21 protein-coding genes are annotated in these 24,760 nt (G+C 70.0%); 8 read left to right on the top strand and 13 right to left on the bottom strand.

The annotated features are described in order from the left end of the window. Positions 1-1,230: PucR family transcriptional regulator (locus AOK01_RS03310; protein ID WP_063792706.1), on the bottom strand; the 1,230-nt coding region annotated here is incomplete at its 3' end. A 265-nt stretch (positions 1,231-1,495) separates the two neighbouring features. Between AOK01_RS03310 and AOK01_RS03305 the strand changes: the two genes are divergently transcribed. Genes AOK01_RS03305 through AOK01_RS03285 form a run of 5 tightly spaced genes read left to right on the top strand, consistent with a single transcriptional unit; the run spans position 1,496 to position 6,545 of the window. After that, a complete protein-coding gene (locus AOK01_RS03305; RefSeq protein WP_055508171.1) occupies positions 1,496-2,302 on the top strand; it encodes an ABC transporter ATP-binding protein in 807 nt (268 codons plus the stop codon). 8 nt (positions 2,303-2,310) lie between these two features. Then, positions 2,311-3,246 carry an ABC transporter ATP-binding protein gene (locus AOK01_RS46060; RefSeq protein WP_055508169.1) on the top strand — a complete coding sequence of 312 codons (936 nt, stop codon included), beginning with the start codon at positions 2,311-2,313 and terminating at the stop codon, positions 3,244-3,246. Further along, complete coding sequence (locus AOK01_RS03295; protein WP_055508168.1) at positions 3,243-4,133, top strand: branched-chain amino acid ABC transporter permease; 891 nt, start codon at positions 3,243-3,245, stop codon at positions 4,131-4,133. Before AOK01_RS46060 ends, AOK01_RS03295 begins: the two co-directional genes overlap by 4 nt. Continuing rightward, the gene (locus AOK01_RS03290; RefSeq protein WP_055508166.1) at positions 4,126-5,220 is read left to right on the top strand and encodes a branched-chain amino acid ABC transporter permease; all 1,095 of its coding nucleotides are present in this window, start codon (positions 4,126-4,128) and stop codon (positions 5,218-5,220) included. The genes AOK01_RS03295 and AOK01_RS03290 overlap by 8 nt, the downstream gene beginning before the upstream one ends. Next, positions 5,217-6,545 (top strand): ABC transporter substrate-binding protein, encoded by a 1,329-nt coding sequence (locus AOK01_RS03285; protein WP_079103135.1) that lies wholly within the window; start codon positions 5,217-5,219, stop codon positions 6,543-6,545. The genes AOK01_RS03290 and AOK01_RS03285 overlap by 4 nt, the downstream gene beginning before the upstream one ends. 122 nt (positions 6,546-6,667) lie before the next feature. Here AOK01_RS03285 and pssA read toward each other — a convergent pair whose 3' ends face one another. The 9 genes from pssA to AOK01_RS03240 all read right to left on the bottom strand — a co-directional run bounded on the left by pssA (position 6,668) and on the right by AOK01_RS03240 (position 17,818). Then, positions 6,668-7,486: a CDP-diacylglycerol--serine O-phosphatidyltransferase gene (gene pssA, locus AOK01_RS03280; protein WP_055508174.1), complete on the bottom strand. Its 819-nt coding sequence runs from the start codon at positions 7,484-7,486 to the stop codon at positions 6,668-6,670. Between the two features lie 22 nt (positions 7,487-7,508). Next, positions 7,509-8,165, bottom strand: a complete 657-nt coding sequence (locus AOK01_RS03275) for a phosphatidylserine decarboxylase (protein WP_055508164.1) — start codon at positions 8,163-8,165, stop codon at positions 7,509-7,511. Positions 8,166-8,335: 170 nt separating this feature from the next. Further along, positions 8,336-9,550, bottom strand: a complete 1,215-nt coding sequence (locus tag AOK01_RS03270; RefSeq protein WP_055508162.1) for an acyl-CoA dehydrogenase family protein — start codon at positions 9,548-9,550, stop codon at positions 8,336-8,338. A 2-nt stretch (positions 9,551-9,552) separates the two neighbouring features. Further along, positions 9,553-10,098 (bottom strand): MaoC family dehydratase, encoded by a 546-nt coding sequence (locus AOK01_RS03265; protein WP_055508160.1) that lies wholly within the window; start codon positions 10,096-10,098, stop codon positions 9,553-9,555. Between the two features lie 4 nt (positions 10,099-10,102). Beyond that, entirely contained in the window at positions 10,103-11,077 is a 975-nt protein-coding gene (locus AOK01_RS03260; RefSeq protein ID WP_055508159.1) for an HpcH/HpaI aldolase/citrate lyase family protein, read from the bottom strand. Beyond that, entirely contained in the window at positions 11,074-13,131 is a 2,058-nt protein-coding gene (locus AOK01_RS03255) for a protein meaA (protein WP_055508157.1), read from the bottom strand. The genes AOK01_RS03260 and AOK01_RS03255 overlap by 4 nt, the downstream gene beginning before the upstream one ends. A 10-nt stretch (positions 13,132-13,141) precedes the next feature. Beyond that, entirely contained in the window at positions 13,142-14,479 is a 1,338-nt protein-coding gene (ccrA, locus tag AOK01_RS03250) for a crotonyl-CoA carboxylase/reductase (RefSeq protein WP_055508155.1), read from the bottom strand. Between the two features lie 380 nt (positions 14,480-14,859). Continuing rightward, positions 14,860-15,675: a TetR family transcriptional regulator gene (locus AOK01_RS03245; protein WP_055508172.1), complete on the bottom strand. Its 816-nt coding sequence runs from the start codon at positions 15,673-15,675 to the stop codon at positions 14,860-14,862. A 274-nt stretch (positions 15,676-15,949) separates the two neighbouring features. Continuing rightward, entirely contained in the window at positions 15,950-17,818 is a 1,869-nt protein-coding gene (locus AOK01_RS03240; RefSeq protein WP_079103134.1) for a 3-hydroxyacyl-CoA dehydrogenase family protein, read from the bottom strand. A gap of 447 nt (positions 17,819-18,265) precedes the next feature. Here AOK01_RS03240 and AOK01_RS03235 point away from each other — a divergent pair, with 447 nt between their 5' ends. After that, complete coding sequence (locus tag AOK01_RS03235; RefSeq protein ID WP_055508151.1) at positions 18,266-18,865, top strand: adenylosuccinate lyase; 600 nt, start codon at positions 18,266-18,268, stop codon at positions 18,863-18,865. Between the two features lie 10 nt (positions 18,866-18,875). Here the strand turns inward: AOK01_RS03235 and AOK01_RS03230 are convergent, their stop codons facing one another. The 3 genes from AOK01_RS03230 to AOK01_RS03220 all read right to left on the bottom strand — a co-directional run bounded on the left by AOK01_RS03230 (position 18,876) and on the right by AOK01_RS03220 (position 22,267). Beyond that, complete coding sequence (locus tag AOK01_RS03230; protein ID WP_055508149.1) at positions 18,876-19,427, bottom strand: GNAT family N-acetyltransferase; 552 nt, start codon at positions 19,425-19,427, stop codon at positions 18,876-18,878. Between the two features lie 51 nt (positions 19,428-19,478). Then, positions 19,479-21,080, bottom strand: coding sequence for an alpha/beta hydrolase (locus tag AOK01_RS03225; RefSeq protein ID WP_055508147.1), 1,602 nt, complete (start codon positions 21,078-21,080; stop codon positions 19,479-19,481). 146 nt (positions 21,081-21,226) lie between these two features. Next, positions 21,227-22,267 carry an Rv2578c family radical SAM protein gene (locus tag AOK01_RS03220; protein ID WP_055508145.1) on the bottom strand — a complete coding sequence of 347 codons (1,041 nt, stop codon included), beginning with the start codon at positions 22,265-22,267 and terminating at the stop codon, positions 21,227-21,229. Positions 22,268-22,474: 207 nt separating this feature from the next. Between AOK01_RS03220 and AOK01_RS03215 the strand changes: the two genes are divergently transcribed. After that, a complete protein-coding gene (locus tag AOK01_RS03215; protein WP_055508143.1) occupies positions 22,475-22,918 on the top strand; it encodes an SRPBCC family protein in 444 nt (147 codons plus the stop codon). A gap of 238 nt (positions 22,919-23,156) precedes the next feature. Continuing rightward, positions 23,157-24,760, top strand: a 1,604-nt coding sequence (locus tag AOK01_RS03210; RefSeq protein ID WP_425424716.1) for an MDR family MFS transporter, incomplete at its 3' end; no start/stop codon positions are given.

The following is a 24,760-nucleotide window of genomic DNA, read 5'->3' as shown; positions in this document are numbered from 1 at the left end:
GCCCCCAGTAGTGACGGGAAGGGTAGGGGCGGCGGGGGCGAAACTCCCCGCCAAGCGATACGCGTCCAGCGCCAACGTCATCTCGATCAGATCCCGAGGCCGCGCCAGCGACCGCGAGGTCAGCTGTTCCAGGCGCCGCAGGCGGTTGAAGACCGTGTTCCGGTGGCAGTACAGGCGCCCCGCGGCCCGCCCCGCCGACCCCTCGCAGAACAGCCACGCGTCGAGCGTCTCCAGCAGCACCGCCCGATCCGCCGGCTCCAGTTCCAGCAGGGAACCGAAGACGTCCGCCACGAGTCGGCCGGCCAGCTCCGGCTGGCTGACGACGAGCGCCGTCGGCATCCGCTGGTCGAGCCGTACGACGGCACTCGCGTCCGGCGGACACGTACGCAGCGCCAGCTCGGCGAGGCGCCGGGCCCGTCCGAGCTCGGCGAGCCCGGCGACGACGGGACTGATCCCGCCGGGACCCGAACAGCGCCCGTCGAGCGCCCGCGCGACCCCGTCGAGGCCCTGCCCGGCCGCGAGAGCCACCACCCCGACCTCGCAGTCCGCCCGCATCCGCCAGACGAACCGCAGACCCTCGCCCTCCACGGGCCGCCGGAAGGGCTCACGCCGTTCGGAGCGCAGCACGACCACGGCGTACGGGCCGCGCTCGGGGAGGTCGAGCCCCGCGGCGGCGCGCGCCGCCAGGCCGGGCGCCTCCTGCCCCTCCAGGAGCGCGTCGAGCAGCGCCTGGAGCCGTTCGTCGGTGCGCCGCCGCAGCTCCGTCTCGGTCGCCCGGTACGCCTCGGTCGCCGCCGTGGCCTGCGCGTCGACGGCGGCCCACACCATGGTCGCCGACCGCATCAGCACCCCCAGCCGCTCCGGCTCCCGCCCGGCCACCCCCTCCAGCAGCGCGTCCCACACCAGATAGCCCGCGGAGCGGTACGCGTGCACCAACAGCTCCAACGGCAGCCCCTGTTGGGCCCGCCGCCGCCCCGCGTCCTCCGCGTACTCCAGATCACGGCGCGGCGAGTCCCGGGGCGCGGAGATCGTCTCGATCCCGATCCGCATCGCGTCCTGGGCCTCCCGCCACTGCTGGTCGTACGGCAGGCACTCCCCGTAGACCGGGGAGTGTTCGACCAGTTGCCTCATGTGCTCGTCGACCAGCTCCGGCAGCCGCTCCAGCAGCGCCGTGCAGGATTCGGCGAGCAGCTTCCAGTCATGACCGGTGCGCCTTCCGCGGGCTCCCATGGCCCGGAGGATGCCACCACGACGCCACCCCGCACAGGCCCCTGACACCCCCTGACACGCGGTGTTGTGCGCGTGCACAACGCTCACCCGCACGCGCTGGTCACCCGCAGCGATTCGCCCCCGCCCCGTGGACGCGGGCCGCCACCGGTGCTGTCGTGAGCGCCACACCGACCGTGCACACACCGACCGTGAACACACCGCCGTGGACACGTCGTCGGCCGCACGGTGATCAAGAGCGCGATGACGCGAAGACAGGGGGAATGCCATGGGTGGTTCCGGGCTGGCCGTACGGGACCTGTCGGTCGGATACGGTCCCGTACGAGCACTGCGCCAGGTGTCCCTCGACGTGCCGCAGGGAGCCGTGGTCACGGTCCTCGGCGGCAACGGCGCGGGCAAGTCGACCCTGCTGCGGGCCGTCTGCCGGACCCTGTCCTTCCACGGCGGCGCGGTCACCGGCGGCACGGTGAGCTACGACGGACGGCGCCTCGACGGCCTCTCGCCGGACCGGGTGGTCGCCGCCGGGATCTCCCAGATCCCGGAAGGGCGCCGGGTGTTCGCCCGGATGACCGTCGCCGACAACCTGCGGGCCGGCGCGCTTGGCGCCACCGGCGGTCGCGCGGACCGGGCCGCCGCCCTGCGCCGCGTCCACGAACTGTTCCCCGTCCTCGCCGACCGCGCCCAGCAGCACGCGGGACTGCTGTCCGGCGGAGAACAGCAGATGCTCGCGGTCGGCCGCGCCCTGATGGCCGCCCCGCGGATGCTGCTCCTCGACGAACCGTCGCTCGGGCTCGCCCCGTTGATGGCGGAGCGGATCGCCGAGACGGTACGGGAGATCAACACCCAGGGCACCTCGATCCTGCTCGTCGAACAGAACGCCGCCCTGGCCCTGCGGCTTGCCACCCGCGCCTACGTCCTGGAGGTCGGCGAAGTCACCCTGTCGGGCCCCGCGGACGAACTCGCCGCCTCCGACGAGGTGCGCCGCCGCTACCTGGGCGTGGTCGACGAGGACGCCGCGGCCGACGCCGAGCGGGCCCGCGCCTCGCACCCGGCGCTGACCCGATGGAAGGGCTGAGCACGACCATGCCGAACGACGAGCCGCCACCGCCGCCCACTTCGCCCGTACCCGAATCCGTACCCCAGCCCGAACCCGTACCCGAATCCGAACCCGGCGCCAGTGCCGACATACCACCGCTGCACGTACGCGACCTGACCGTGCGCTTCGCCGGTCTCACCGCCCTGGACGCCGTCAACTTCACCGTCCGACCCGGCACCGTCCACGCCCTCATCGGCCCCAACGGCGCCGGAAAGTCCACCTGTTTCAACGTCCTGTCCGGTGTCTACCGCGCCACCGCCGGCAGCGTCCGCTTCGGCGGGCACGAACTGACCGGCATGCCCGCGCACCGCATCGCAGGCCTGGGCGTCGCCCGCATCTTCCAGAATCTCGCCCTGCCTCCGCTCGCCACGGTCGAGGACAGCCTCCTGCTGGGCCGCCACCGGCTGACCCGCACCGGCTTCCTCTCCGCGGGACTGAAGCTTCCGGCAGCGGCCCGTGAGGAGCGCCGTCATCGTGAACGCGTCCGGGAGATCGCCGAGTTCGTCGGCATCTCGTCCTGTCTCGACCGCCTGGCCGGTTCTCTGCCGTACGGGCAGCAGAAGCTCGCCGAACTCGCCCGCGCCCTGTGCATGGAGCCCCGCCTGCTGCTCCTGGACGAACCGGTCGCGGGCATGACCGCCGACGAGCGGATCCGAACGTCCGCCGTGATCGCGGGAGTCCGCGACAGCCTCGGCATCTCGATCGTCCTGGTGGAACACGACATGGGGGTGGTGATGCGGCTCGCCGACGCGGTGACCGTACTCGACTTCGGGCGCCGGATCGCGGACGGCGCCCCCGCCGACGTACAGAACGACCCGGCCGTCGTACGCGCCTACCTGGGGCAGCGCCCCGAGGAGGCCGGGAGCCCGGAGCAGTCCGACGGGGCGGCCGGGCGTACCGGGGGAGAGGGGGCCGCGCCGTGAGCACCTTCGCCGAACTCTTTCTCAACGGGCTCTCGATGGGGTCGGTCTACGCCCTCATCGCCCTCGGCTTCGTGGTCATCTTCCGGGCCACCGAGGTCGTCAACTTCGCCCACGCCTCCCTGCTCCTCGCGGGCGGTTACGTCACCGCGAGCCTGCACGACGACATCGGCTTCTGGCCCGCCCTGCTGGTCGGGATCGCCGGGGCCGCGGTGGTCGGGGCGGCCGTCGAGTTCCTGGTGATGCGGCGCTACCGGGGCTCCGACCACAGCGTCCTCGCCATCGTCACGATCGGCGTGGACATCCTGCTCACCACGGAGCTGACCCGCCGGATCGGCACCGACGTCCTGACGCTCGGCGATCCGTGGGGCGACTCGGTCCTCACCGTCGGCCCCATCTCGCTGGCCCACACGCGCATCGCCGCCTTCGTCGCCGCGGCCCTGCTCATCACGGTCTTCCTGCTCGCGTTCCGGTACACCTCCTGGGGTGTCGCGATGCGGGCCGCCGCCGAGAGCCCGGAGACGGCCGCGCTGATGGGCGTACGGCTCGGGCGGGTGTCGCTCGGCGCCTGGGCCGTGGCCGGCGCACTCGCCGCCGTGGCGGCCCTGTTCCTGACGGTCTTCCCCACGCCGGGCCTGGAGCGAGCCACCTCGCTGGCCGCCCTCAAGGCCTTCCCCGCCGCGATCCTCGGCGGCCTCGACTCCACGACCGGGGCTCTCGTCGGCGGTCTGCTCGTCGGCGTCACCGAGTCCCTCGCGACCGGCTACCAGAGCGAACTCACCTTCCTGGGGCGCGGATTGGGCGATCTGGCGCCCTACCTCGTGATGACGGTGATCCTGCTCATCCGGCCCGCCGGGCTGTTCGGCACGAAGGAGCTCGCCCGTGTCTGAAGCCCTCGCCGGACCACTGCGGTTCGCCACCCGCACCCGTACGTACGTATGGGCCGCCGGCGCTCTCCTCCTGCTCGCCCTGCCCTTCTACCTGGACCGGTTCTGGCTCCAGGCGGGCCTGTTCGCGATGGCCGCGGCGATCGGCGCCATCGGGATCAACCTGCTCACCGGCTCCACGGGCCAGCTCTCCATGGGGCACGCCTTCTTCCTCGCGGTCGGCGCGTACGGCTACTGCGTGTTCGCCGCCGACGGCGGTGACGCCGGGGACGGGCTGACCGGCCTCGGCCTGCCGACCTGGCTCGCCGCCGTGCTCGCCGTCCTGGTCGCGGGCCTGGCGGGCGGTGTCTTCAGCCCCATCGCGGGACGCCTGCGCGGCGCCTATCTGGGCATCGCCACCCTCGCGCTGATCTTCATCGGCCAGCACGTGCTGTTCAACGCCCGCGACCTCACCGGCGGCTTCAACGGCCGCGACGTACCGCCCCTGAGCCTGTTCGGGCTCACCTTCGACGACCGTGAACTCCTCGTCGCCAACGTCCCGTTCGGCTCCGCCGAGAAGCTCTGGTACGCGGGACTCGTCCTGCTCCTCGGCTGCGGTCTCTTCGCCCGCGGGGTGCTGCGCGGGCGCCCGGGGCGGGCCATGAACGCGATCCGCGACCACCGCATCGCGGCCGGCGTCATCGGCGTCCCCGTGGCCCGCTACCGGGCCGCCGTCTTCGTCCTGTCCTCGATGTACGCGGGCCTCGCGGGCGTTCTGCTCGCCCTGGTCTTCCAGCGGACGGTGCCGGACTACTTCGGCATCACGCTGTCGCTCGAATACCTCGCCATGATCGTCATCGGCGGGCTCGGCTCGGTCTCGGGGGCGGTGATCGGAGCGGTGTTCGTGTCCGTGCTGCCGCAGCTGCTGACCCGCTACAGCGACGCGCTGCCCCTGGTCTCCGCCCCCGGTACGGGCGGGATCGCACCGGGCGAGGCATCCCGGTACCTCTATGGCGCCGCCGTTGTCGCGGTGGTGCTCTTCCTGCCCGGCGGCCTGGTCAGGGTGGCCGCCGGGCGACGCTTCAGGACCGATCCAGGGGAGAAACGATGAGCACGACGAACGAGACGAACGAGACGAACGAGACGAACGAGACGAGTACGAGGAACGCGACCAGCGGCACGGTCAGGGTGGCCGCCGGGGCGCTCGCGGCGCTGCTGCTGCTGGCCGGCTGCAGCTCCAAGGCCAAGGACGACGACGGGAACGACAAGGGCGGCACCGCCGCGGGAGAGGTGAAGACCGGCGAGGGCATCTCCGGCAAGACCATCACGCTGGGCGCCCTCACCGACATGACGGGGGTCTACGCGACCCTCGGCAAGAGCGTCACCCAGGCCCAGCAGCTCTATGTGAAGCAGCTGAACGCCGACGGGGGCGTGTGCGGCTACAAGGTCGCCCTCAGCGTCCGCGACCACGGCTACGACCCGCAGAAGGCCGTCTCCGGGTACACGGAGCTGGCGCCGAAGGTGCTCGGGTTCGTCCAGTTCATCGGCTCGCCGTTCGTCGCCGCGGTCGAGAAGCGCATCGACGGACAGGACAAGGCCCTGGTCCTGCCGCAGGCGTGGTCGTCCGCGCTCCTCGGCAGCTCCTACATCCGGGTCATCGGGTCCACGTACGACATCGAGACGATCAACGCCGTCGACTTCCTGATGAAGGAGAAGGGCCTCAAGAAGGGCGACAAGCTCGGGCACGTCTACTTCGAGGGCGACTACGGGGAGAGCGCCCTGCTCGGCTCCAAGCACATCGCGAAGGAGGCCGGGCTGACCGTCGTCGAGCAGAAGATCAAGCCGACCGACAACGACATGACCGCGCAGGTCGCCGCCCTGAAGAAGGCCGGCGTCAAGGCGGTCGTGATCAGTGCGGGGCCGCGCCAGGCGGCCTCCCTGGTCGGTGTCGCCGCGGCCGGCGGCTTCGACGTCCCGATCATCGGCAACAACTCGGCCTTCGCCCCGCAGCTCCTGGCCACCCAGGCGGGTCCCGCGCTGCTGAAGAACTACTACGTGGCCTCGCCCTCGCTGCCCATCGGCGCGGACACCCCGGGGGCCCAGAAGCTGGTCGCCGACTACAAGAAGGCGTACCCGAAGGACTCCCTGGACAACGGCGTGGTCGCCGGCTGGACGGCCGCCTCCGCGTTCGGCGAGGCACTGAAGAAGGCCTGCGAGACCAAAGATCTGACCCGCGAGGGAGTGGACAAGGCCCTGCTCACCATCGACGCCCTGGACACGGGCTTCGGCACACCGCAGAACTTCACCGACCCCAAGGCCGCCTCCTCCAAGCAGAGCGTCATCCTCCGGCCCGACAAGACGGTGACCGGCGGCATGAAGGTGGTCCAGGAGGCAGACGCCTCGGACACGGCGACGCAGTACACCCCGGGCGCCTGAGGCCTGCCTTTCAGGGGCGCGGGGAACTGCGCGCTCAACCCCCACGCACCCGCACTCGACACATAAGGGAAGGGCCCCGAACCAAGTGGTTCGGGGCCCTTCCCGTGCACAGGAGACAACTGCTAGGGCAACTGCGTCGCCCTGGCCTCCCGACGACTGCCCCGGAAGTTGTGCACCTTCCGAGCCGTCGCGAAGAGCGGAATCACCGCTCCCATCACCAGCTGCAACGCACACCCGGTCTGCAGCAGCAGCTGCCCACCGGGAGCGTCGAAGGCCCAGGACACCAGCAGCGCCATGCTGAACACGATCCAGGAGAGCATCGCCACGGCGAGGCGCCCCCGCGGCTTCGGGTACTCGACCCGGCTCACCATCAGCCACGCCGTGCCGAGGATCGCCAGGAGCGTGGCGACGAACGGCAGCTCCAGAAGCACGATCGAGACGACCGTCAGCGCACCGAACGGCGACGGCATGCCCTGGAACGTGCCGTCCTTGACCGTGACGCACGAGAATCTCGCGAGCCGGAGCACCACGGCCAGCAGGACCACGATCGCCCCCACCGCCGCCACCCGCTGGTGCGCGTCGTCGGCGACCATGCCGTAGACGAGGACGAAGTACGCCGGCGCGAGACCGAAGCTGATCAGGTCCGAGAGGTTGTCCAGCTCGGCGCCCATGGGGGAGGAGCGCAGCTTGCGGGCCACCAGGCCGTCGAACAGGTCGAAGACCGCGGCGCACAGCATCAGGATCACGGTGGTGGCGGCACTGTGCCGCGCCATGCCCGTCTCCTGGCTGCCCGTGAGGTGCGGGATCAGGATGCCGGTGGTGGTGAAGTACACCGCCATGAAGCCACACGTGGCGTTACCGAGAGTGAGCGTGTCCGCTATCGAGAGGCGGAGAGAGAGGGGCATCTCCTCCTCGTCGTCCAGCTCGTCGGCCTGCGGCACCCATCCGGCCTGTGTCTCGGGATCAATCACGGTCAATGCGAGTCACCCCTGCCACGGTCTTCTGACCGACCTCCACATCGACCTCCACGCCCTCGGGGAGGTAGATGTCGACGCGCGAGCCGAAGCGGATCAGCCCGATGCGTTCGCCCTGCTCGACCTTGGTGCCCTGCGGGATGTACGGCACGATGCGCCGCGCGACCGCACCGGCGATCTGGATCATCTCGATGTCGCCGAGGTCGGTGTCGAAGTGCCAGACAACGCGTTCGTTGTTCTCGCTCTCCTTGTTGAACGCCGGAACGAACCCGCCGGGGATGTGCTCGACCGAGGTCACCGTGCCGGCGAGCGGCGCGCGGTTGACGTGGACGTTCAGCGGGCTCATGAAGATCGCGACGCGGGTACGCCCGTCCTTCCACGGCATGATGCTCTGCACCACACCGTCGGCCGGCGAGATGACCCGGCCCTGGGTGATCTCGCGCTCGGGGTCGCGGAAGAACCACAGCATGCCCGCCGCCAGAGCGGTGGCGGGTACGGCCACGGCCTTGGCGGCGCCGGACTTGCGCGCGCGTACCAGGCTGAGGGCTGCGGTGGCGACGGTCGGGAGGAGCCACGGCGATGCTCCGCGCGCAAGACGTACGCCGGCCAGGCTGTCGCGTGGTGCAGAGGTTTGGCTGTGGGGCATGGATGACCTTCGTAGCGGATGATGCCGCACTGTGACTGGGGACGGCGGCTTTCCCGGAATCGTACCGGTCGCGGGCCACAACTGGGTAAGCCAGGAAGCCGAGTCCATGTCCGAAGAGCGCTGACGGGATGTGATCCTCTTCTCGATGAAAACACCCCGAATCGGTATATCTAGCCCTGGAGTCGGTACTCTTCGAGCAGTCTGCGCCCGATGATCATTTTCTGGATCTCGGCGGTACCTTCGCCGATCAGCAGCATCGGGGCCTCGCGGTAGAGGCGCTCGATCTCGTACTCCTTCGAGAAGCCGTAGCCGCCGTGGATCCGGAAGGCGTCCTCCACGACCTCTTTGCAGTACTCGGAGGCGAGGTACTTCGCCATCCCCGCCTCAAGGTCGTTTCGCTCCCCGGAGTCCTTTTTGCGTGCCGCGTTCACCATCATCGCATGGGCGGCCTCGACCTTGGTAGCCATCTCCGCCAGCTTGAACTGGATCGCCTGGTGCTGGGCGATCTGTTTGCCGAAGGTGTGCCGCTGCTGGGCGTAGGAGACGCCGAGCTCGAACGCACGCTGGGCGACGCCGCAGCCACGCGCGGCCACGTTGACCCGGCCCACCTCGACGCCGTCCATCATCTGGTAGAAGCCCCGTCCGGTCGCGCCGCCGAGCACGCGATTGGCCGGAACGCGCAGGCCGTCCATGATGAGCTCGGTGGTATCGACGCCCTTGTAGCCCATTTTGTCGATCTTCCCCGGGATGGTCAGGCCGGGGCGGACCTCACCGAAACCGGGCTCCTTCTCCACGAGGAAGGTCGTCATCGACCGGTGGGGCGCGGCGGCCACCTCCGCGGGGGTATGGCCTTCGTCACTCTTCACGAGGACGGCCACGAGCGTCGACGTACCACCGTTCGTGAGCCACATCTTCTGGCCGGTCAGAAGATAGTCGTCGCCCTCTTTCACCGCCTTCGACGTGATGGCCGACACGTCGGAGCCGAGCGCCGGCTCGGACATGGAGAACGCGCCGCGCACCTCGCCCGCCGCCATCCGGGGCAGGAAGTACTCCCGCTGCTCCTGAGTGCCGTGCTGCTTGAGCAGGTAGGCCACGATGAAGTGGGTGTTGATGATGCCGGACACCGACATCCAGCCGCGCGCGATCTCCTCCACGCACAGCGCGTAGGTGAGGAGCGACTCACCCAGGCCTCCGTACTCCTCGGGGATCATCAGACCGAAGAGACCCAACTCCTTGAGCCCGTCGACGATCGCCTGCGGGTACTCGTCGCGGTGCTCCAGCTCGGTCGCGACCGGGAGGATTTCCTTGTCCACGAAGTCCCGTACGGTCGACAGGATCTCCCGCTGGATGTCGGTCAGGCCGGCGGTCTGGGCGAGTCGCGCCATGGCTACTTCTCCGTCTTCTTCTCAGCGGGAGCTTTCTTCTCCGCGGGAGCCTTCGGCTCCGGGCGGCCGGGCTGCTCGCCGCCGCGCTCCTTGATGTACGTCTCGGTGGGGACCATCACCTTGCGGCGGAACACGCAGACCAGCGTGCCGTCCTGCTTGTAGCCCCTGGTCTCGACGTAGACGATTCCGCGGTCGTTCTTGGACTTGGACGGGGTCTTGTCGAGGACCGTGGTCTCGCCGTAGACCGTGTCGCCGTGGAAGGTCGGCGCGACGTGCTTGAGCGACTCGACCTCCAGGTTGGCGATCGCCTTGCCCGACACGTCGGGGACGGACATGCCGAGCAACAGGGAGTAGATGTAGTTCCCGACCACGACGTTCTTGCCGAAGTCCGTGGTGTTCTCGGCGTAGTTGGCGTCCAGGTGGAGCGGGTGGTGGTTCATCGTCAGGAGACAGAAGAGGTGGTCGTCGTACTCGGTGACGGTCTTCCCGGGCCAGTGCTTGTAGACCGCGCCGACCTCGAACTCCTCGTAGGTGCGTCCGAACTGCATGCGCTCAGGCCTCCGGGGCTTCGAACTTCGACGTGCGCCGCAGGCCGGCGGCCCGGCCCTTGCCCGAGATGACGAGCGCCATCTTGCGGCTCGCCTCGTCGATCATCTCGTCGCCGATCATCGCGGAGCCCTTCTTGCCGCCCGCCTCGGACGTGTAGTAGTCGTACGCGTCCAGGATCAGCTCGGCGTGGTCGAAGTCCTCCTGGGAGGGCGAGAAGATCTCGTTCGACGCCTCGACCTGACCGGGGTGCAGCACCCACTTGCCGTCGAAACCGAGGGCGGCGGCCCGCCCGGCGACCTCGCGGTAGCCCTCGACGTTGCGGATCTGCAGGTAGGGGCCGTCGATCGCCTGGAGGTCGTTGGCGCGGGCGGCCATCAGGATCTTCATCAGGATGTAGTGGTAGGCGTCCGCCGGGTAGCCGGGCGGCTGTTCGCCGACGACCAGCGACTTCATGTTGATCGACGCCATGAAGTCGGCCGGGCCGAAGATGATCGTCTCGACGCGCGGGGAGGCCGTCGCGATGTCGTTGACGTTGTTCAGGCCCCGGGCGTTCTCGATCTGCGCCTCGATGCCGATCCTGCCGACCTCGAAGCCCATCGTCTTCTCGATCTGCGTCAGGAGCAGGTCGAGGGCGACCACCTGCTGGGCGTCCTGCACCTTCGGCAGCATGACGCAGTCGAGGTTCGGTCCCGCGCCCTCCACCACGGTCACGACGTCGCGGTACGTCCACTCGGTCGTCCAGTCGTTGACCCGCACGACCCGCGTCTTGCCCGTCCAGTCGCCCTCGTTGAGGAACTTGACGATGGTGTGCCGCGCCTCGGGCTTGGCCAGCGGCGCGCACGCGTCCTCCAGGTCCAGGAAGACCTGGTCGGCGGGCAGGCCCTGGGCCTTCTCCAGGAAGCGGGGGTTCGAGCCGGGCACGGCCAGGCAGGAACGCCGCGGACGCAGGCGGTTGACCTGGGGGGCAGGGCTGGTCATGCGGGGACCTCCAGAGGGTCGAGCTTGTTCGCTTTCCGGATCTCGTCGACGATACGGCCGATGATTCCCGTGATGTCGAAGTCCTTCGGGGTGAAGACGGCGGCCACTCCCGCGGCCCTGAGCTGCTCGGCGTCGGCGTTCGGGATGATCCCGCCGGCGATCACCGGGATGTCGCCGGCGCCGGCCTCGCGCAGCCGCTCCAGCACGTCGGGCACCAGCTGGGCGTGCGAGCCCGACAGGATGGACAGACCGACGCCGTGCACGTCCTCGGCGACGGCCGCGGACACGATCTCCTCGGGCGTCAGCCGGATGCCCTGGTAGACCACCTCGAACCCGGCGTCCCTGGCCCGTACGGCGATCTGCTCGGCGCCGTTGGAATGTCCGTCCAGGCCCGGCTTGCCCACCAGGAAGCGGAGCTTGCCGACGCCGAGGTCCCGCGCGGTCCGCTCCACCTTGCGGCGGACCGCCGCCATGGCCGTGCCCTCCTCGGCGGTCACCGCGACCGGCGCGGACGACACACCGGTGGGTGCGCGGAACTCGCCGAACACCTCGCGCAGGGCGCCGGCCCATTCGCCGGTCGTGACCCCGGCGCGGGCGCACTCAAGGGTGGCCTCCATGAGGTTGTCGGTGCCCTGCGCGGCCTCCTTCAGCCGCTCAAGCGCCTTGCACGGGCGCGGGTGGTTGAAGGGCGGCTGGTAGCGGGTGTCGCGCCAGTTCTGGAGGGCGGCGGTCACCTGCGCCTCGACCGCCGGGTCGACCGTGTGGATCGCGGCGTCCAGGTCGGCCGTGAGCGGGTTCGGCTCCGTCGACTCGAAGATGTTGACGCCGACGATCTTCTCCTCACCGGACTCGATACGGGCCCGGCGCTCGGCGTGCGACGCGACGAGCTGAGACTTCAGATAGCCCGACTCGACGGCCGCCATCGCGCCGCCCATCTCCTGGATCCGGTCGATCTCGGCGAACGAGTCGTCGACCAGCTGGGAGACCTTCGCCTCGACGACGTGCGAGCCCTCGAAGAGGTCCGCGTACTCCAGCAGGTCGCTCTCGTAGGCGAGCACCTGCTGCATGCGCAGGGACCACTGCTGGTCCCACGGCCGGGGCAGGCCCAACGCCTCGTTCCACGCGGGGAGTTGGACGGCACGCGCGCGTGCGTCCTTCGAGAGGGTCACGGCCAGCATCTCCAGGACGATCCGCTGGATGTTGTTCTCCGGCTGCGCCTCGGTCAGACCGAGGGAGTTGACCTGGACCCCGTACCGGAAACGCCGGTGCTTCGGGTTCTCGATCCCGTACCGCTCGCGGGTGATCCGGTCCCAGATGCGGCCGAACGCCCGCATCTTGCACATCTCCTCGACGAAGCGGACGCCCGCGTTCACGAAGAAGGAGATGCGCGCGACCACCTCCCCCTTCCGCTCCTCGGCGATCTGGCCGGACGCGAACACCGCGTCGAGCACGGCGATCGCGGTGGACATCGCGTACGCGATCTCCTGGACCGGAGTGGCTCCCGCCTCCTGGAGGTGGTAGCTGCAGATGTTGATCGGGTTCCACTTGGGGATGTGGTTGACCGTGTAGCAGATCATGTCCGTCGTCAGACGGAGGGAGGGGACCGGCGGGAACACGTGCGTGCCCCGCGACAGGTACTCCTTCACGATGTCGTTCTGGGTCGTCCCCTGGAGCTCGGCGATGGCCTCCTTGTCGAGACCCTGCTCCTCCGCGACGACCTGGTAGAGCGCCAGCAGCCACATGGCGGTGGCATTGATGGTCATCGAGGTGTTCATCTGCTCCAGGGGGATGTCCTGGAACAGCCGGCGCATGTCACCGAGGTGCGAGACGGGCACGCCGACCCGGCCGACCTCGCCGCGGGCGAGGATGTGGTCGGGGTCGTAACCGGTCTGGGTCGGCAGGTCGAACGCGACCGACAGACCCGTCTGGCCCTTGGCGAGGTTGCGCCGGTACAGCTCGTTGGACGCCTCGGCCGTGGAGTGACCGGCGTAGGTCCGCATGAGCCACGGCCGGTCCCTCTCGTTGCGCGCCTGCGGCGCCTGGCGCTCTGTCATCGGGGGGACCTCAGACGTTCCGGAAGCGGTTGATGGCGTCGATGTGCTGGGCGCGCTTCTCCCGGTCGCGCACGCCGAGGCCCTCGGCGGGCGCGAGCGCCAGGACGCCGACCTTGCCCTGGTGGAGGTTGCGGTGCACGTCGAAGGCGGCCTGCCCGGTCTCCTCCAGCGAGTACACCCTGGAGAGCGTCGGGTGGATCTTCCCCTTCGCGATCAGCCGGTTGGCCTCCCAGGCCTCGCGGTAGTTGGCGAAGTGCGAGCCGATGATCCGCTTCAGGGACATCCACAGGTAGCGGTTGTCGTACTCGTGGTTGTAGCCCGAGGTGGAAGCACATGTGACGATCGTGCCGCCCTTGCGCGTGACGTACACGGAGGCGCCGAAGGTTTCGCGGCCCGGGTGCTCGAAGACGATGTCGACGTCCTCGCCGCCGGTGAGTTCGCGGATGCGCTTGCCGAAACGCTTCCATTCCTTGGGGTCCTGGTGGTGCTCGTCCTTCCAGAACCTGTAGTCCTCGGCGTTGCGGTCGATGATCGCCTCGGCGCCCATCGCGCGGCAGATGTCTGCCTTCTGCGGGCTGCTCACCACGCAGATGGGGTTGGCGCCGCCGGCCAGCGCGAACTGGGTGGCGTACGAGCCGAGGCCGCCGCTCGCGCCCCAGATCAGGACGTTGTCGCCCTGCTTCATCCCGGCGCCGTTGCGCGAGACCAGCTGCCGGTACGCGGTGGAGTTGACCAGACCGGGAGCGGCGGCCTCCTCCCACGACAGGTGGCCGGGCTTCGGCATCAGCTGGTTGGACTTCACGAGTGCGATCTCGGCGAGCCCGCCGAAGTTGGTCTCGAAGCCCCAGATGCGCTGCTCGGGGTCGAGCATGGTGTCGTTGTGCCCGTCGCTGGACTCCAGCTCGACGGACAGGCAGTGCGCGACGACCTCGTCACCGGGATGCCAGGCGTTCACGCCGGGACCGGTGCGCAGCACGACGCCCGCCAGGTCGGAACCGATGATGTGGTACGGCAGGTCGTGGCGCCTGGTGAGTTCGCTGAGCCTGCCGTAGCGCTCCAGGAACCCGAAGGTCGCCATGGGCTCGAAGATCGAGGTCCACACGGAGTTGTAGTTGACCGAGGAGGCCATCACGGCCACCAGGGCCTCGCCGGGGCCGAGTTCCGGCACCGGCACGTCGTCCAGGTGGATCGACTTGCGGGGGTCCTTGTCGTGGGTGGTGAGCCCGGCGAACATCTCCGTTTCGTCCTTGTGCACGGTGACCGCGCGGTAGGACTCGGGGAGCGGCAGGGCGGAGAAGTCGGCGGACGTGGCTGTCTGCGACTGAATCGCGTCCAGGATTTCCTTCACGGTGTTGCCTCCGGCGACGAGCGTCGAGAAGAACGCTGAGGGTTACGTCGGGGTGGGTTGCTGCTGGCTGCTGGGTGAGGCGTGCCGTCGGTTCGGCGGGGGTGGTGCTCGGCAGCGCTTTGTGGCGCGGAAGGTTGCCTGTGACGCAGGCGTCCGGGCACGCAGGCCTTGGCTTGCGGGGACAGCCGGCGTACGAGGGATCTCTGCACGCCGGCCGCCCGGACCTCTCCAACGTATGGCACCGCGTGTCATCTAGCAAGGCACCGAGTGCCAACAATTTCTCTCATCTGTCATCTGTCCGTAACAGATGAGCGATGATCGATCAAAAAGGACGCCCCCTTCCACTGGGAAGGGGGCGTGCGGGCTTTGCCGGAGAAACCCTACGACCGTTCCTTGAGGGCTTGCTCGATCGTGCGCATCACCTGGTGCAGCGGAGCGTCGACACGGGCGACGGTCACCAGCACCTCCCCCTCCACCGAGGCCGTGGACACAGGTGCTGTGTGCGGGGGATGGTCCTGCCCGGCCCCGATCCCGGTGCCGAAGGTCTTCCTGACGATCGAGAAGGCGTGGTCCAGCTGCGCCTCGACGTCCCCTTGGCCGTCCGCCCGCAGCCATCGGCGCAGGACGTGGTTGTGGGCGGTGACCACGGCCGACGCGGCGACCTCCGCGAGCAGCGGGTCGTCGTTGGCGTCGTCGTCGTGGGCGTGCTCGTCGAAGTGCCCCAGCAGATAGCGGGTGAACAGCCGCTCGTACCGGGACACGGACGCGATCTCCGCCTGCCGCAGCGTCGGCACCTCACGCGTGAGCCGGTAGCGCGAGACCGAGATCTCCGGCCGGCCCGCGTACATCTTCATGACTTCCTTGATCCCGCGGCACACCGTGTCCAGCGGATGCTCGTGCGCCGGCGCGGCGTTGAGCACCGCCTCGACCCGGACCAGGGTGTCGTCGTGGTCCGGGAAGATCGCCTCTTCCTTGGAGCGGAAGTGCCGGAAGAAGGTGCGCCGGGCGACCCCGGCCGCGGCCGCGATCTCGTCGACCGTCGTCGCCTCGTACCCCTTCGTCGCGAAGAGCTCCATCGCGGCGGCCGCCAGTTCGCGGCGCATCTTGAGCCGCTGCGTGGCCGCGCGACCGCCCGCGGCGCTCCCGGGCGTATCGGACGTGGCTGGTGTACGGGAGGACTTGGCGGGCTGGGACATGCCCCGAACGTACTGCATGGACGCGGCCGGGCGCTCACGGCCGGGTCTTTCCCCACCGGTGACCTGGGCCGCGACCCCGCCCGTGACCTCGTCCGTGACCGGGGCCGAAGGCGGACCGGCGGCCGGGGCGAGCAGGCCGCCCCAGCCCGCGCGGGCGGGCCGGCCGTCGGGTCGGCCGTCGCCCGGGGGCGCGGCCCCGCCCGCGAGGACACCGCCCGGTCCGTGCGCACCGCTCGGCTTGTGCCGGCCGGTCCCCGGCCCGTTCCCGTGGGGCTCAGCGCCGGGCATATTCGCGGAAGCCGCGGCCCGTCTTGCGGCCGAGGCAGCCCGCGGCCACCAGGTGCTCCAGGAGGGGCGCCGGGGCGAGCCCCGGGTCGCGGAACTCGCGGTGCAGCACCTTCTCGATGGCCAGCGAGACATCCAGGCCGACCACGTCGAGGAGCTCGAACGGGCCCATCGGGTAGCCGCCGCCGAGCCTCATCGCCGCGTCGATGTCGTCGAGCGTCGCGTAGTGCTCCTCGACCATCTTGATCGCGTTGTTCAGGTACGGGAACAGCAGCGCGTTCACGATGAAGCCCGCCCGGTCGCCGCAGTCCACCGGGTGCTTGCGGATCGTCGAGCACAGCTCGCGGACCGTGGCGTGCACGTCGTCGGCCGTCAGGACCGTGCGCACGACCTCGACGAGCTTCATCGCGGGCGCCGGGTTGAAGAAGTGCAGGCCGATCACGTCCTGCGGCCGTGAGGTGGCGCGGGCGCAGGTGACGACGGGCAGCGAGGAGGTCGTGGTGGCCAGGATCGCGCCCGGTTTGCAGACCTTGTCGAGCACCGCGAAGAGCTGCTGCTTGATCTCCAGGTCCTCGGCGACGGCCTCCAGCGCCAGGTCGACCTCCGCGAAGGCGTCGTACGAACCCGCCGGGGTGACGCGGTCCAGGGCCTCGGCAGCCGCCTCGGCGGTCAGGCGTCCCTTGTCGACGGAGCGTGCGAGCGACTTCCCGATACGGGACTTGGCGGCCTCCGCCTTCTCTTCGCTGCGTGCGGCGAGGACGACCTCGTACCCGGCCTTCGCGAACACCTCGGCGATGCCGGACGCCATCGTCCCGGACCCCGCGACCCCCACCGAGCGGACGGACCTGCGGGCCGTCTCGGGTCCTCCGGCGAGCGGTGTCAGCGCGTCCCGGACGGTGGTCGCGCTGCCCGGGGCCTCGTACGTGTAGAAGCCGCGGCCCGACTTGCGGCCGGTCAGGCCCGCCTCGCTGAGCTGCTTCAGGATGGGCGCCGGCGCGTGCAGCCGGTCGTGCGACTCCGCGTACATGGCCTCCAGGACCGTACGCGCGGTGTCGACGCCGATCAGGTCGAGCAGGGCGAGCGGGCCCATGGGCAGGCCGCAGCCGAGCCGCATCGCGGCGTCGATGTCCTCGCGGGCGGCGTACTTCGCCTCGTACATCGCGGCGGCCTGGTTGAGGTAGCCGAAGAGCAGGCCGTCGGCGACGAAGCCGGGGCGGTCGCCGACCGCGACGGGCTCCTTGCCGAGTTCGAGGGCGAGGTCGGTGACGGCGGCGACGGCGCCGGGCGCGGTCAGCACGGACGAGACGACCTCGACCAGCTTCATGGCGGGCGCCGGGTTGAAGAAGTGCAGGCCCAGGACGCGCTCGGGGTGGGCGGAGTCGGCGGCCAGCCGCGTGACCGACAGGGCGTTCGTGCCGGTCGCAAGGATCGTCCCCGGGCGCACGACGCCGTCCAGGTCCCGGAAGATCTGGTGCTTGATCTCGTACGACTCGGGGGCCACCTCGATCACCAGGTCGGCGTCGGCCGCGGCCCGCAGATCGGTGAACGTACGGAAACGGGCGAGGGTGTCGTCGCGTTCCCGCTCGGTGAGGCGCCCGCGGCGCACGGAGCGGGCGGTCGCGGACTCGACCGCGCTGACGGCCTGGGCGGCGGCGGCCTCGCTGACGTCGATGCCGACGACCTCGCGGCCGGCCCGGGCGAGGACCTCCGCGATACCGGTGCCCATGGTGCCGAGGCCGACGACGGCGACGGTCTTGAGCAGCGGCTCCCCCGACACGGCGGACGAGGGAGACGAGGAAGACAAGGAAGACAAGGGAGACAAGCGGGAGGTGGAGGGGTCGGACAGGGGAGTGGCCATCGCGGGACTCCAGGAATGAGTGACGACTGAGGGACGCACCGGGATACGCCGACGGGCGCACGAAGTGCGGAGGTGTGGGGTGCGGAAACGAGGGTTCTGCCGGGCTGTGAAGCGCACACGCCCGGTGCCGTCCGCCCGCGGATGTGGAGCACGAGCCCGCGGAGCGGTGAGGAGATCCGGCCGGCCCTGTCCCGGGGCCCGCCGTACATGTCGCACCGAGGTATCCAGGTACCGAGATGCCGAGGTACCTGAAATACCGAACCGACCAGCTCCCTCACGGCCCGGGGGACATGAGGGTCATCCCGTGGCGGCTGCGTCACCAGGCCGCCACGAGCAAGTCCACGAGTGGGTAACTCGCTCGATTGAGCTTAACCGGTGAGTAACGAGCGCGCCAGTGCGCCTTCCTGACCGGCTCTTGTGACGCATGTCACCGATAGTCTCTGGGGTATGGACGAAGAGTTGCGAACGCTCACCCAGCGCTTACGACAGGAGGCGGGCGCGGTGGCGTCCTTCTCGTACGAACGACTGGCCGCGACCGGGGACCTCGACGAGCTGGCGGCCGTGCTCATCGCTCCCGAACAGCCGCTCTGGGCGCGGGAACTGGCCGCCTTCCGGCTCGGGGTCGCCGGTGACCGGCGGGCCTTCGAGTCGCTGGTCCTGCTGCTCAACCACCGGGACCCGCAGCGCTGCGCGTCCGCCGCGTACGCGCTGGCCCGGCTCGGCGACCCGCGCACCGCCCGAGCGGCGGCGGCCCTGGCCACCAACGAGCTGCGCGTCGCCTACGCCCTCCATCCGGTACGGCTCCTGGTGGAACTCCGCGCGCCCGAGTCCGTGCCCGCCCTGATCACGACCCTGGCCCGTAGATTCCGCCCGCACGATCCGTACCGCCGGGTCGCCGTCGCCTGCGTGGAAGGCCTGGGCGCCCTGGGCGACGAACGGGCCCGGCCCGTCCTCAACGAAGCCCTCGTCCGCCCGGAACTCGCCCGAGCCGCGGCCGACGCGCTGAAACGACTGCCGGCCCAACGCACGCCACGGGACCGGCGCTGAGGACTCCCCCTCAGGGACCACCCGTGCCGCCCAGCAGCCGGACGTACCGCACCTCGGGCACCTCGACGCCCTCGATCTCGAAGGGTTCCTCGGCACCGTCCGCCAGGAAACCGGCTCTTTCGTAGAAGCGGCGCGCGCTTGCGTTCTCCCGGAGCACCCAGAGCAGCATCCGCTCGTGCCCGGCGGCGGCGCTGCGCGCGACGGAATTCCGCAGCAGGGCGCGGCCCACACCGCGCGCGATCCGGTCGGGGGCGACGTAGATCGCGTACAACTCGGCGTCCCCGGTGCGCCGTTCACCCTCGCGGTGCGGGCCGTGGCAGGACCAGCCGACGACCTCACCGGCCCACTGAGCGACGAGATTCACCACACCCTCGCCCGCCTGCGTGAAGTGGGCCCGTCGACGCGGAAGTTCGGCCGCCACGTCGAGCCCGTCGAGGTACGACTGGGGCATCAGGCCCTTGTACGCGTTCTGCCAGCCGCGTACGCGGATCTCCGCCACGCGGGGACAGTCGGCCAGGGTCATCTCGCGGATGTGCACGGGGGCGGGGGAGCGGTCGTCCATGGCGGCACCCTAGGTCGCCGCGTGCGGGGGAGCGCGGGAAATACGGCGGGCTCAGCTTCTGAAGCCGAGCAGGCCGTGCAGTGTCGCGCCGGTTGAGGCGGAGGCTGTCTTTGCGGTCCGTGGCTTCGGGTCGGGGAGCTTCTCGCACACCGCGTCGGCCTCGCCGGCGCCCTCACCGCGTGGCACCCTGCCGTCGGTCAGGTAGGTGGCCAGGTGCCTGTCCAGGCAGGTGTTTCCGCTCAGCGTGATGCCGTGGTTGCCGCCGCCCTGCTCCACCACCAGGCTGGAGCCGCTCAGCAGGTGATGGACCGTGACGCCGCCCTCGTAGGGAGTGGCCGCGTCGTCCGTCGCCTGGAACAGCAGCACCGGCGGCACCGAGTCGTTCGAGACGTCCACCGGCTGCGCCGGGTCCGTGGGCCAGAACGCGCACGGGGCGTTGTACCAGGCGTTGTTCCACGCCAGGAACGGTGCCTTCGCGTGCACCTTCCAGTTGTCGTCACGCCACTGCTCCCAGTCGCGCGGCCAGCTCGCGTCACGGCACTGCACCGAGGTGTAGACGCTGTAGCCGTTGTCGCCCGCCGCGTCGACGGCGCCGAGGTTCTCGTACGCCTCGACCAGCGGGTCGTCGTTCCCGTCCTTCACACGGGCCGCGAACGCCTCGGCGAGCGACGGCCAGTAGCCGTTGAAGTAGCCGCCGGGGGAGAAGGTGTCCTCCAGTTCGGCGGCGCCGACCGTCCCGGCCGCGGGCTTCTTCGCCAGCGCCGCCCGCATCGCGTACCAGGCCGCCTCGATCCTCTCCGGATCGGTGCCGAGCTCGTACGTCGCGTCGTGCTGGGCGACCCAGGCCATGAAGGCCCGGTGGCGGGAGTCGAAGGCGTAGTCCTGCGCGAGGTTGTCGTCGTACCACACACCGGTGGGGTCGACGACGGAGTCCAGCACCATGCGCCGCACCCGCCCCGGGTAGAGCTTCGCGTAGACGGCGCCCAGGTAGGTGCCGTACGAGTACCCGAAGTAGTTGATCCTCTCGGCGCCGAGAGCGCGCCGGATCGCGTCCATGTCCTTGACCGCGCTCACCGTGTCGACGTACGGCAGCAGATCCCCGTACTTGGTCGCGCAGGCCTTCGCGAAGGCCCGTGCGCGGTCGAGATTGGCCTTCTCCAGGGCGCGGGTGGCCGGCCGCGAGTCGGGGCGCACCGGGGCGAAGTGCCCCGGCCGGCAGTCCAGGGCGGGCCTGCTCGCGCCGACCCCGCGCGGGTCGAAGCCGATGACGTCGTACTGCGCGGCCACGTTCTTCGGCAGCGAGGCCGCGACGAACCCGGCGAGGGTGCGGCCGCTGCCGCCGGGACCGCCCGGGTTGACCAGCAGGGGGCCTTGATACCTCTTCTTCGAGGTGTGCGGGACCCGGGACAGCGCGAGCGTGATGCGCCTGCCGTGCTGCGGGTTCGCGTGATCGAGCGGCACTTTGAGGGACGCGCACTGGAGCGTCGGGTACTTCTTGGTGCCGCACTTCTTCCAGGTGGCCTTCGCCGCGGCGGCGGACGGCGTGGCGCGCGGGGCGCCCGTGGGGCCCGAGCGCGCTTCGGCCGGGACCGCGGTGATCGTTCCGGCCATCACGGCGGCGACACCGCACAGAGCGGCTGCGCGTCGGTTCACAAGGCATCGCCTCACATCGCTGTACCAGGCAGGGCGCCGTGCGGGAGGGTCACGGCCTTGGCCATATCGTTCCTGGACGGGTCCGGGAGTGATCGTTTCCGCCAGGAGTTGACCCCATCGGGCACCGGGATGCGGCCGGATGCCGGTCACAGCAGGGTGAGCTGGGTGGGCCCCGGTGCGACCGGTTCGGGCACCGGCACCCTGCGGGGCATCCCCGCGCGCGTGGGGCCTATCCCGTACTCCTCGGCCAGTTCGTGCACCTGCCGGGTGATCCGGCGCTGATACCACTTCGGGGCGTACGAGCCCTCCGCGTACAGCCGCTCGTAGCGGCGCACCAGGTGCGGGTGATGGTGCGCGAGCCAGCTCATGAACCACTCGCGTGCCCCGGGCCGCAGATGCAGCACGAGCGGGGTCACCGAGGTCGCGCCGGACGCGGCGATCGCCCGTACCGTCGCGCGCAGTTGGGACGGGTCGTCGCCGAGGAAGGGGATCACCGGGGCCATCAGCACCCCGCAGTCGATGCCGTGCCCGCTCAGGGCGCGGACGACGTCGAGGCGGCGTTCGGGGGCCGGCGTGCCCGGCTCCACGGTCCGCCACAGGTCGAGGTCGGTGAAGCCCACCGAGACGGAGATTCCGACCTCGGTGACGGCCGCGGCCTGCTTCAGTAGGTCGAGGTCGCGCAGGATCAGCGTGCCCTTCGTGAGGATCGAGAAGGGGTTCGCGTGGTCGCGCAGGGCCGCGATGATGCCGGGCATCAGCTGGTAGCGGCCCTCGGCACGCTGGTAGCAGTCCACGTTCGTGCCCATCGCGATGTGCTCGCCGAGCCAGCGCCGCGAGCCCAGCTGCCGCCGCAGCAGCTCCGGGGCGTTCACCTTCACCACGATCTGGCTGTCGAAACCGAGGCCGGTGTCGAGGTCCAGATAGCTGTGGGTCTTGCGCGCGAAACAGTAGACGCAGGCGTGTGAGCAGCCCCTGTACGGGTTCACGGTCCACTCGAAGGGCATGCGCGAGGCCCCCGGCACACGGTTGACGATCGACCTGGCCCGGATCTCGTGGAAGGTGATCCCACGGAACTCCGGCGTGTCGAACGTGCGTGTGGTCACCGCGTCCGCGCCGAACAGCGCGGGGTTTGCGGGGTTTCCTGACGGGTTCCCGCCGGACTCCACTGTGAGGTTCTCCCACCGCATGACGCCTCCTCGATAGCACTGGCCACAGAATAGAACACATGTTCCCTTGATCGTGCGAACTCGTATTCGATCGGCGGGTCCTTCGCCGCTGCCTTCCCCGCTGCCTTCCTGGTGCCTTCCTTGAGGAGGACCCCGATTTGGGCGGCTCGGGCGCGTGATGGTTGGCTGAGCGCTGACGTCCGAGATCCCAAGTGCTGGAGGAACGCAATGGCGCAGGTCGAGGCCACCACGGAGCGAGTCGTAGCGGGGCAGCCGGACGACGTGTTCGATGCGCTGGCCGACTACACCGGCACGCGTTCGACACTTCTGACCGAGCACTTCAGCGAGTACGAGGTGCGCGAGGGCGGTGACGGCGAGGGAACCCTCGTCCACTGGAAGCTCCAGGCCACCAGCAAGCGGATCCGTGACTGCCTGCTGGAAGTGAGCGAGCCCACCGACGGTGAACTCGTGGAAAAGGACCGCAACTCCTCGATGGTCACCACCTGGCGGGTCACCCCGGCCGGCGAGGGCAGGTCCCGGGTCGTCGTCACCAGCGTCTGGAACGGCGCCGGCGGCATCGGCGGCTTCTTCGAGAAGACCTTCGCGCCCAAGGGCCTCGGCCGGATCTACGACGGGGTGCTGGCGAACCTCGCCACCCAGGTCGAGAAGTAGCTCCGCCGGTCCCTTTCACGGGCCTCGCGTGCACGGGACCCGGGCGGGGCGGATGTCTCCGCGCGATTCTCACGCTCACCGTTTCGAGTGGTTTTCAGTACGGCTCAGTTGTACGCCGTAGGGCTCCCACCGGCGCATACGTCCGCCGGACCCGTCCCCGTGCGACTCGTCGCGCTTGCTCCCAGATGTCGCGTAATGCGAGAAATGGGCCGCGCAGGCGCGACGAGGGGAGCATCACGTGGGCGGAACAGCTCTGGCGGAGAGCGGACGAAACGTCCTGGCTCCGGTACCGGACACCCAAGTCGTCCCGGATACCCCGGATACGCCTCGACTGCCGCCGGGTTTCCCGCAGTCGGAGCAGCTCAGCCCGCGCCGCGTACGCCTGGTCTTCTTCGCGCTCATGCTGGCACTGCTGCTCGCCGCGCTGGAGCAGATGATCGTCGCCACCGCGCTCCCGAAGATCGTCGGGGAGCTGCACGGCCTGGACAAGATGTCCTGGGCGATCACCGCGTATCTGCTCACCTCGACCGTGGGACTGCCCGTCTACGGCAAGTTCGGCGATCTCTACGGCCGCAAGGGCGTCTTCCAGTTCGCGATCGTCGTCTTCGTGATCGGCTCCGCGCTGGCCGGCTGGTCGCGCACCATGGACCAGCTGATCGCCTTCCGCGCGCTTCAGGGAGTGGGCGCCGGCGGGCTCATGATCGGCGTACAGGCGATCATCGCGGACATCGTGCCGCCTCGGGAGCGGGGCCGCTTCATGGGGCTGATCGGCGCCGCGTTCGGCCTCGCCTCGGTCGCGGGCCCTCTGCTCGGCGGCTACTTCACCGACCACCTCTCCTGGCGCTGGTGCTTCTACATCAACGTACCCTTCGGCCTGCTCACCCTGGCCGTCGTGGCCGTCGTCCTCGAACTCCCGAAGCCCACCGCCAAGCCACGCCTCGACATCCTGGGCGCTCTGCTGCTCGCCGCCGCCTCGACCTGCCTGGTACTGCTGACCAGTTGGGGCGGCACGGAGTACGCGTGGGACTCGCGTGTCGTCCTCGGGCTCGCCGCGGGAGCCGTCGCCTCGGCCGTTCTCTTCCTCCTCGCCGAGCACTACGCGGCCGAACCTCTCATCCCGCTGCGGCTGTTCCGTGACGGAGTCTTCAACATCACCGGCCTGGTGGGCGTGATCGTCGGGATCGCCCTCTTCGGCGCGGCCAGCTACCTGCCCACGTACCTGCAGATGGTCGACGGCGCCACCGCCACCGAGTCCGGCCTGCTCATGCTCCCGATGATGGGCGGAATCGTCGGCGCCTCGATCGTCTCGGGCCAACTCATCAGCCGCAGCGGCCACTACAAGGTCTACCCGGTCCTCGGCGGCGCCCTGTCCGTCATCGGCATGTGGCTGCTCTCCCGGCTCGAAACCGATACGCCCCGGCTGTACTACAGCGTGTGGATGGCCGTGCTCGGCGCCGGCATCGGCCTGGTCATGCCGGTGCTGATCCTCGCCGTGCAGAACTCCGTGCACCCGCGCGACCTCGGCACCGCGACCAGCGCCCACAACTACTTCCGGCAGATCGGCGGCAGCGTCGGCGCGGCGGTCTTCGGCACGCTCTTCGCCGACCGGCTCGCCGACTCCCTCGCCGACCGGCTGCCCACCGGGGCGGACCTGCCCGACCCCGAGTCCATCACCCCGCAACTCGTCCACGCGCTGCCCGCCGGGCTGCGGGAGGGCTACATCGCGGCATACGCCGACGCGATGCCGCGGATCTTCCTCTACCTCGTGCCGGTGCTCGTCCTGGGCCTGCTCGTCGCCTTCTTCCTCAAGGAGAAACCCCTGGTGTCCCACCACACCCCCAC

The sequence above is a fragment of the Streptomyces aurantiacus genome, from assembly GCF_001418335.1.
GTDB lineage: Bacteria > Actinomycetota > Actinomycetes > Streptomycetales > Streptomycetaceae > Streptomyces > Streptomyces aurantiacus.
Note: the sequence above shows the minus strand (reverse complement) of the source record. Positions and strands in the feature narration are given on the sequence as shown.

Bases quoted from the DNA above. Each gene is read 5' to 3' on its own strand.
- AOK01_RS03285 (WP_079103135.1), top strand. From the start codon at position 5,217: ATGAGCACGACGAACGAGACGAACGAGACGAACGAGACGAACGAGACG.
- AOK01_RS46060 (WP_055508169.1), top strand. From the start codon at position 2,311: ATGCCGAACGACGAGCCGCCACCGCCGCCCACTTCGCCCGTACCCGAA.
- AOK01_RS03240 (WP_079103134.1), bottom strand. From the start codon at position 17,818: ATGGCCACTCCCCTGTCCGACCCCTCCACCTCCCGCTTGTCTCCCTTG.
- AOK01_RS03245 (WP_055508172.1), bottom strand. From the start codon at position 15,675: ATGTCCCAGCCCGCCAAGTCCTCCCGTACACCAGCCACGTCCGATACG.
- AOK01_RS03260 (WP_055508159.1), bottom strand. From the start codon at position 11,077: ATGACCAGCCCTGCCCCCCAGGTCAACCGCCTGCGTCCGCGGCGTTCC.
- AOK01_RS03215 (WP_055508143.1), top strand. From the start codon at position 22,475: ATGGCGCAGGTCGAGGCCACCACGGAGCGAGTCGTAGCGGGGCAGCCG.
- AOK01_RS03270 (WP_055508162.1), bottom strand. From the start codon at position 9,550: ATGGCGCGACTCGCCCAGACCGCCGGCCTGACCGACATCCAGCGGGAG.
- AOK01_RS03230 (WP_055508149.1), bottom strand. From the start codon at position 19,427: ATGGACGACCGCTCCCCCGCCCCCGTGCACATCCGCGAGATGACCCTG.
- AOK01_RS03305 (WP_055508171.1), top strand. From the start codon at position 1,496: ATGGGTGGTTCCGGGCTGGCCGTACGGGACCTGTCGGTCGGATACGGT.
- AOK01_RS03255 (WP_055508157.1), bottom strand. From the start codon at position 13,131: ATGACAGAGCGCCAGGCGCCGCAGGCGCGCAACGAGAGGGACCGGCCG.
- AOK01_RS03275 (WP_055508164.1), bottom strand. From the start codon at position 8,165: ATGCCCCACAGCCAAACCTCTGCACCACGCGACAGCCTGGCCGGCGTA.
- AOK01_RS03265 (WP_055508160.1), bottom strand. From the start codon at position 10,098: ATGCAGTTCGGACGCACCTACGAGGAGTTCGAGGTCGGCGCGGTCTAC.
- AOK01_RS03220 (WP_055508145.1), bottom strand. From the start codon at position 22,267: ATGCGGTGGGAGAACCTCACAGTGGAGTCCGGCGGGAACCCGTCAGGA.
- AOK01_RS03235 (WP_055508151.1), top strand. From the start codon at position 18,266: ATGGACGAAGAGTTGCGAACGCTCACCCAGCGCTTACGACAGGAGGCG.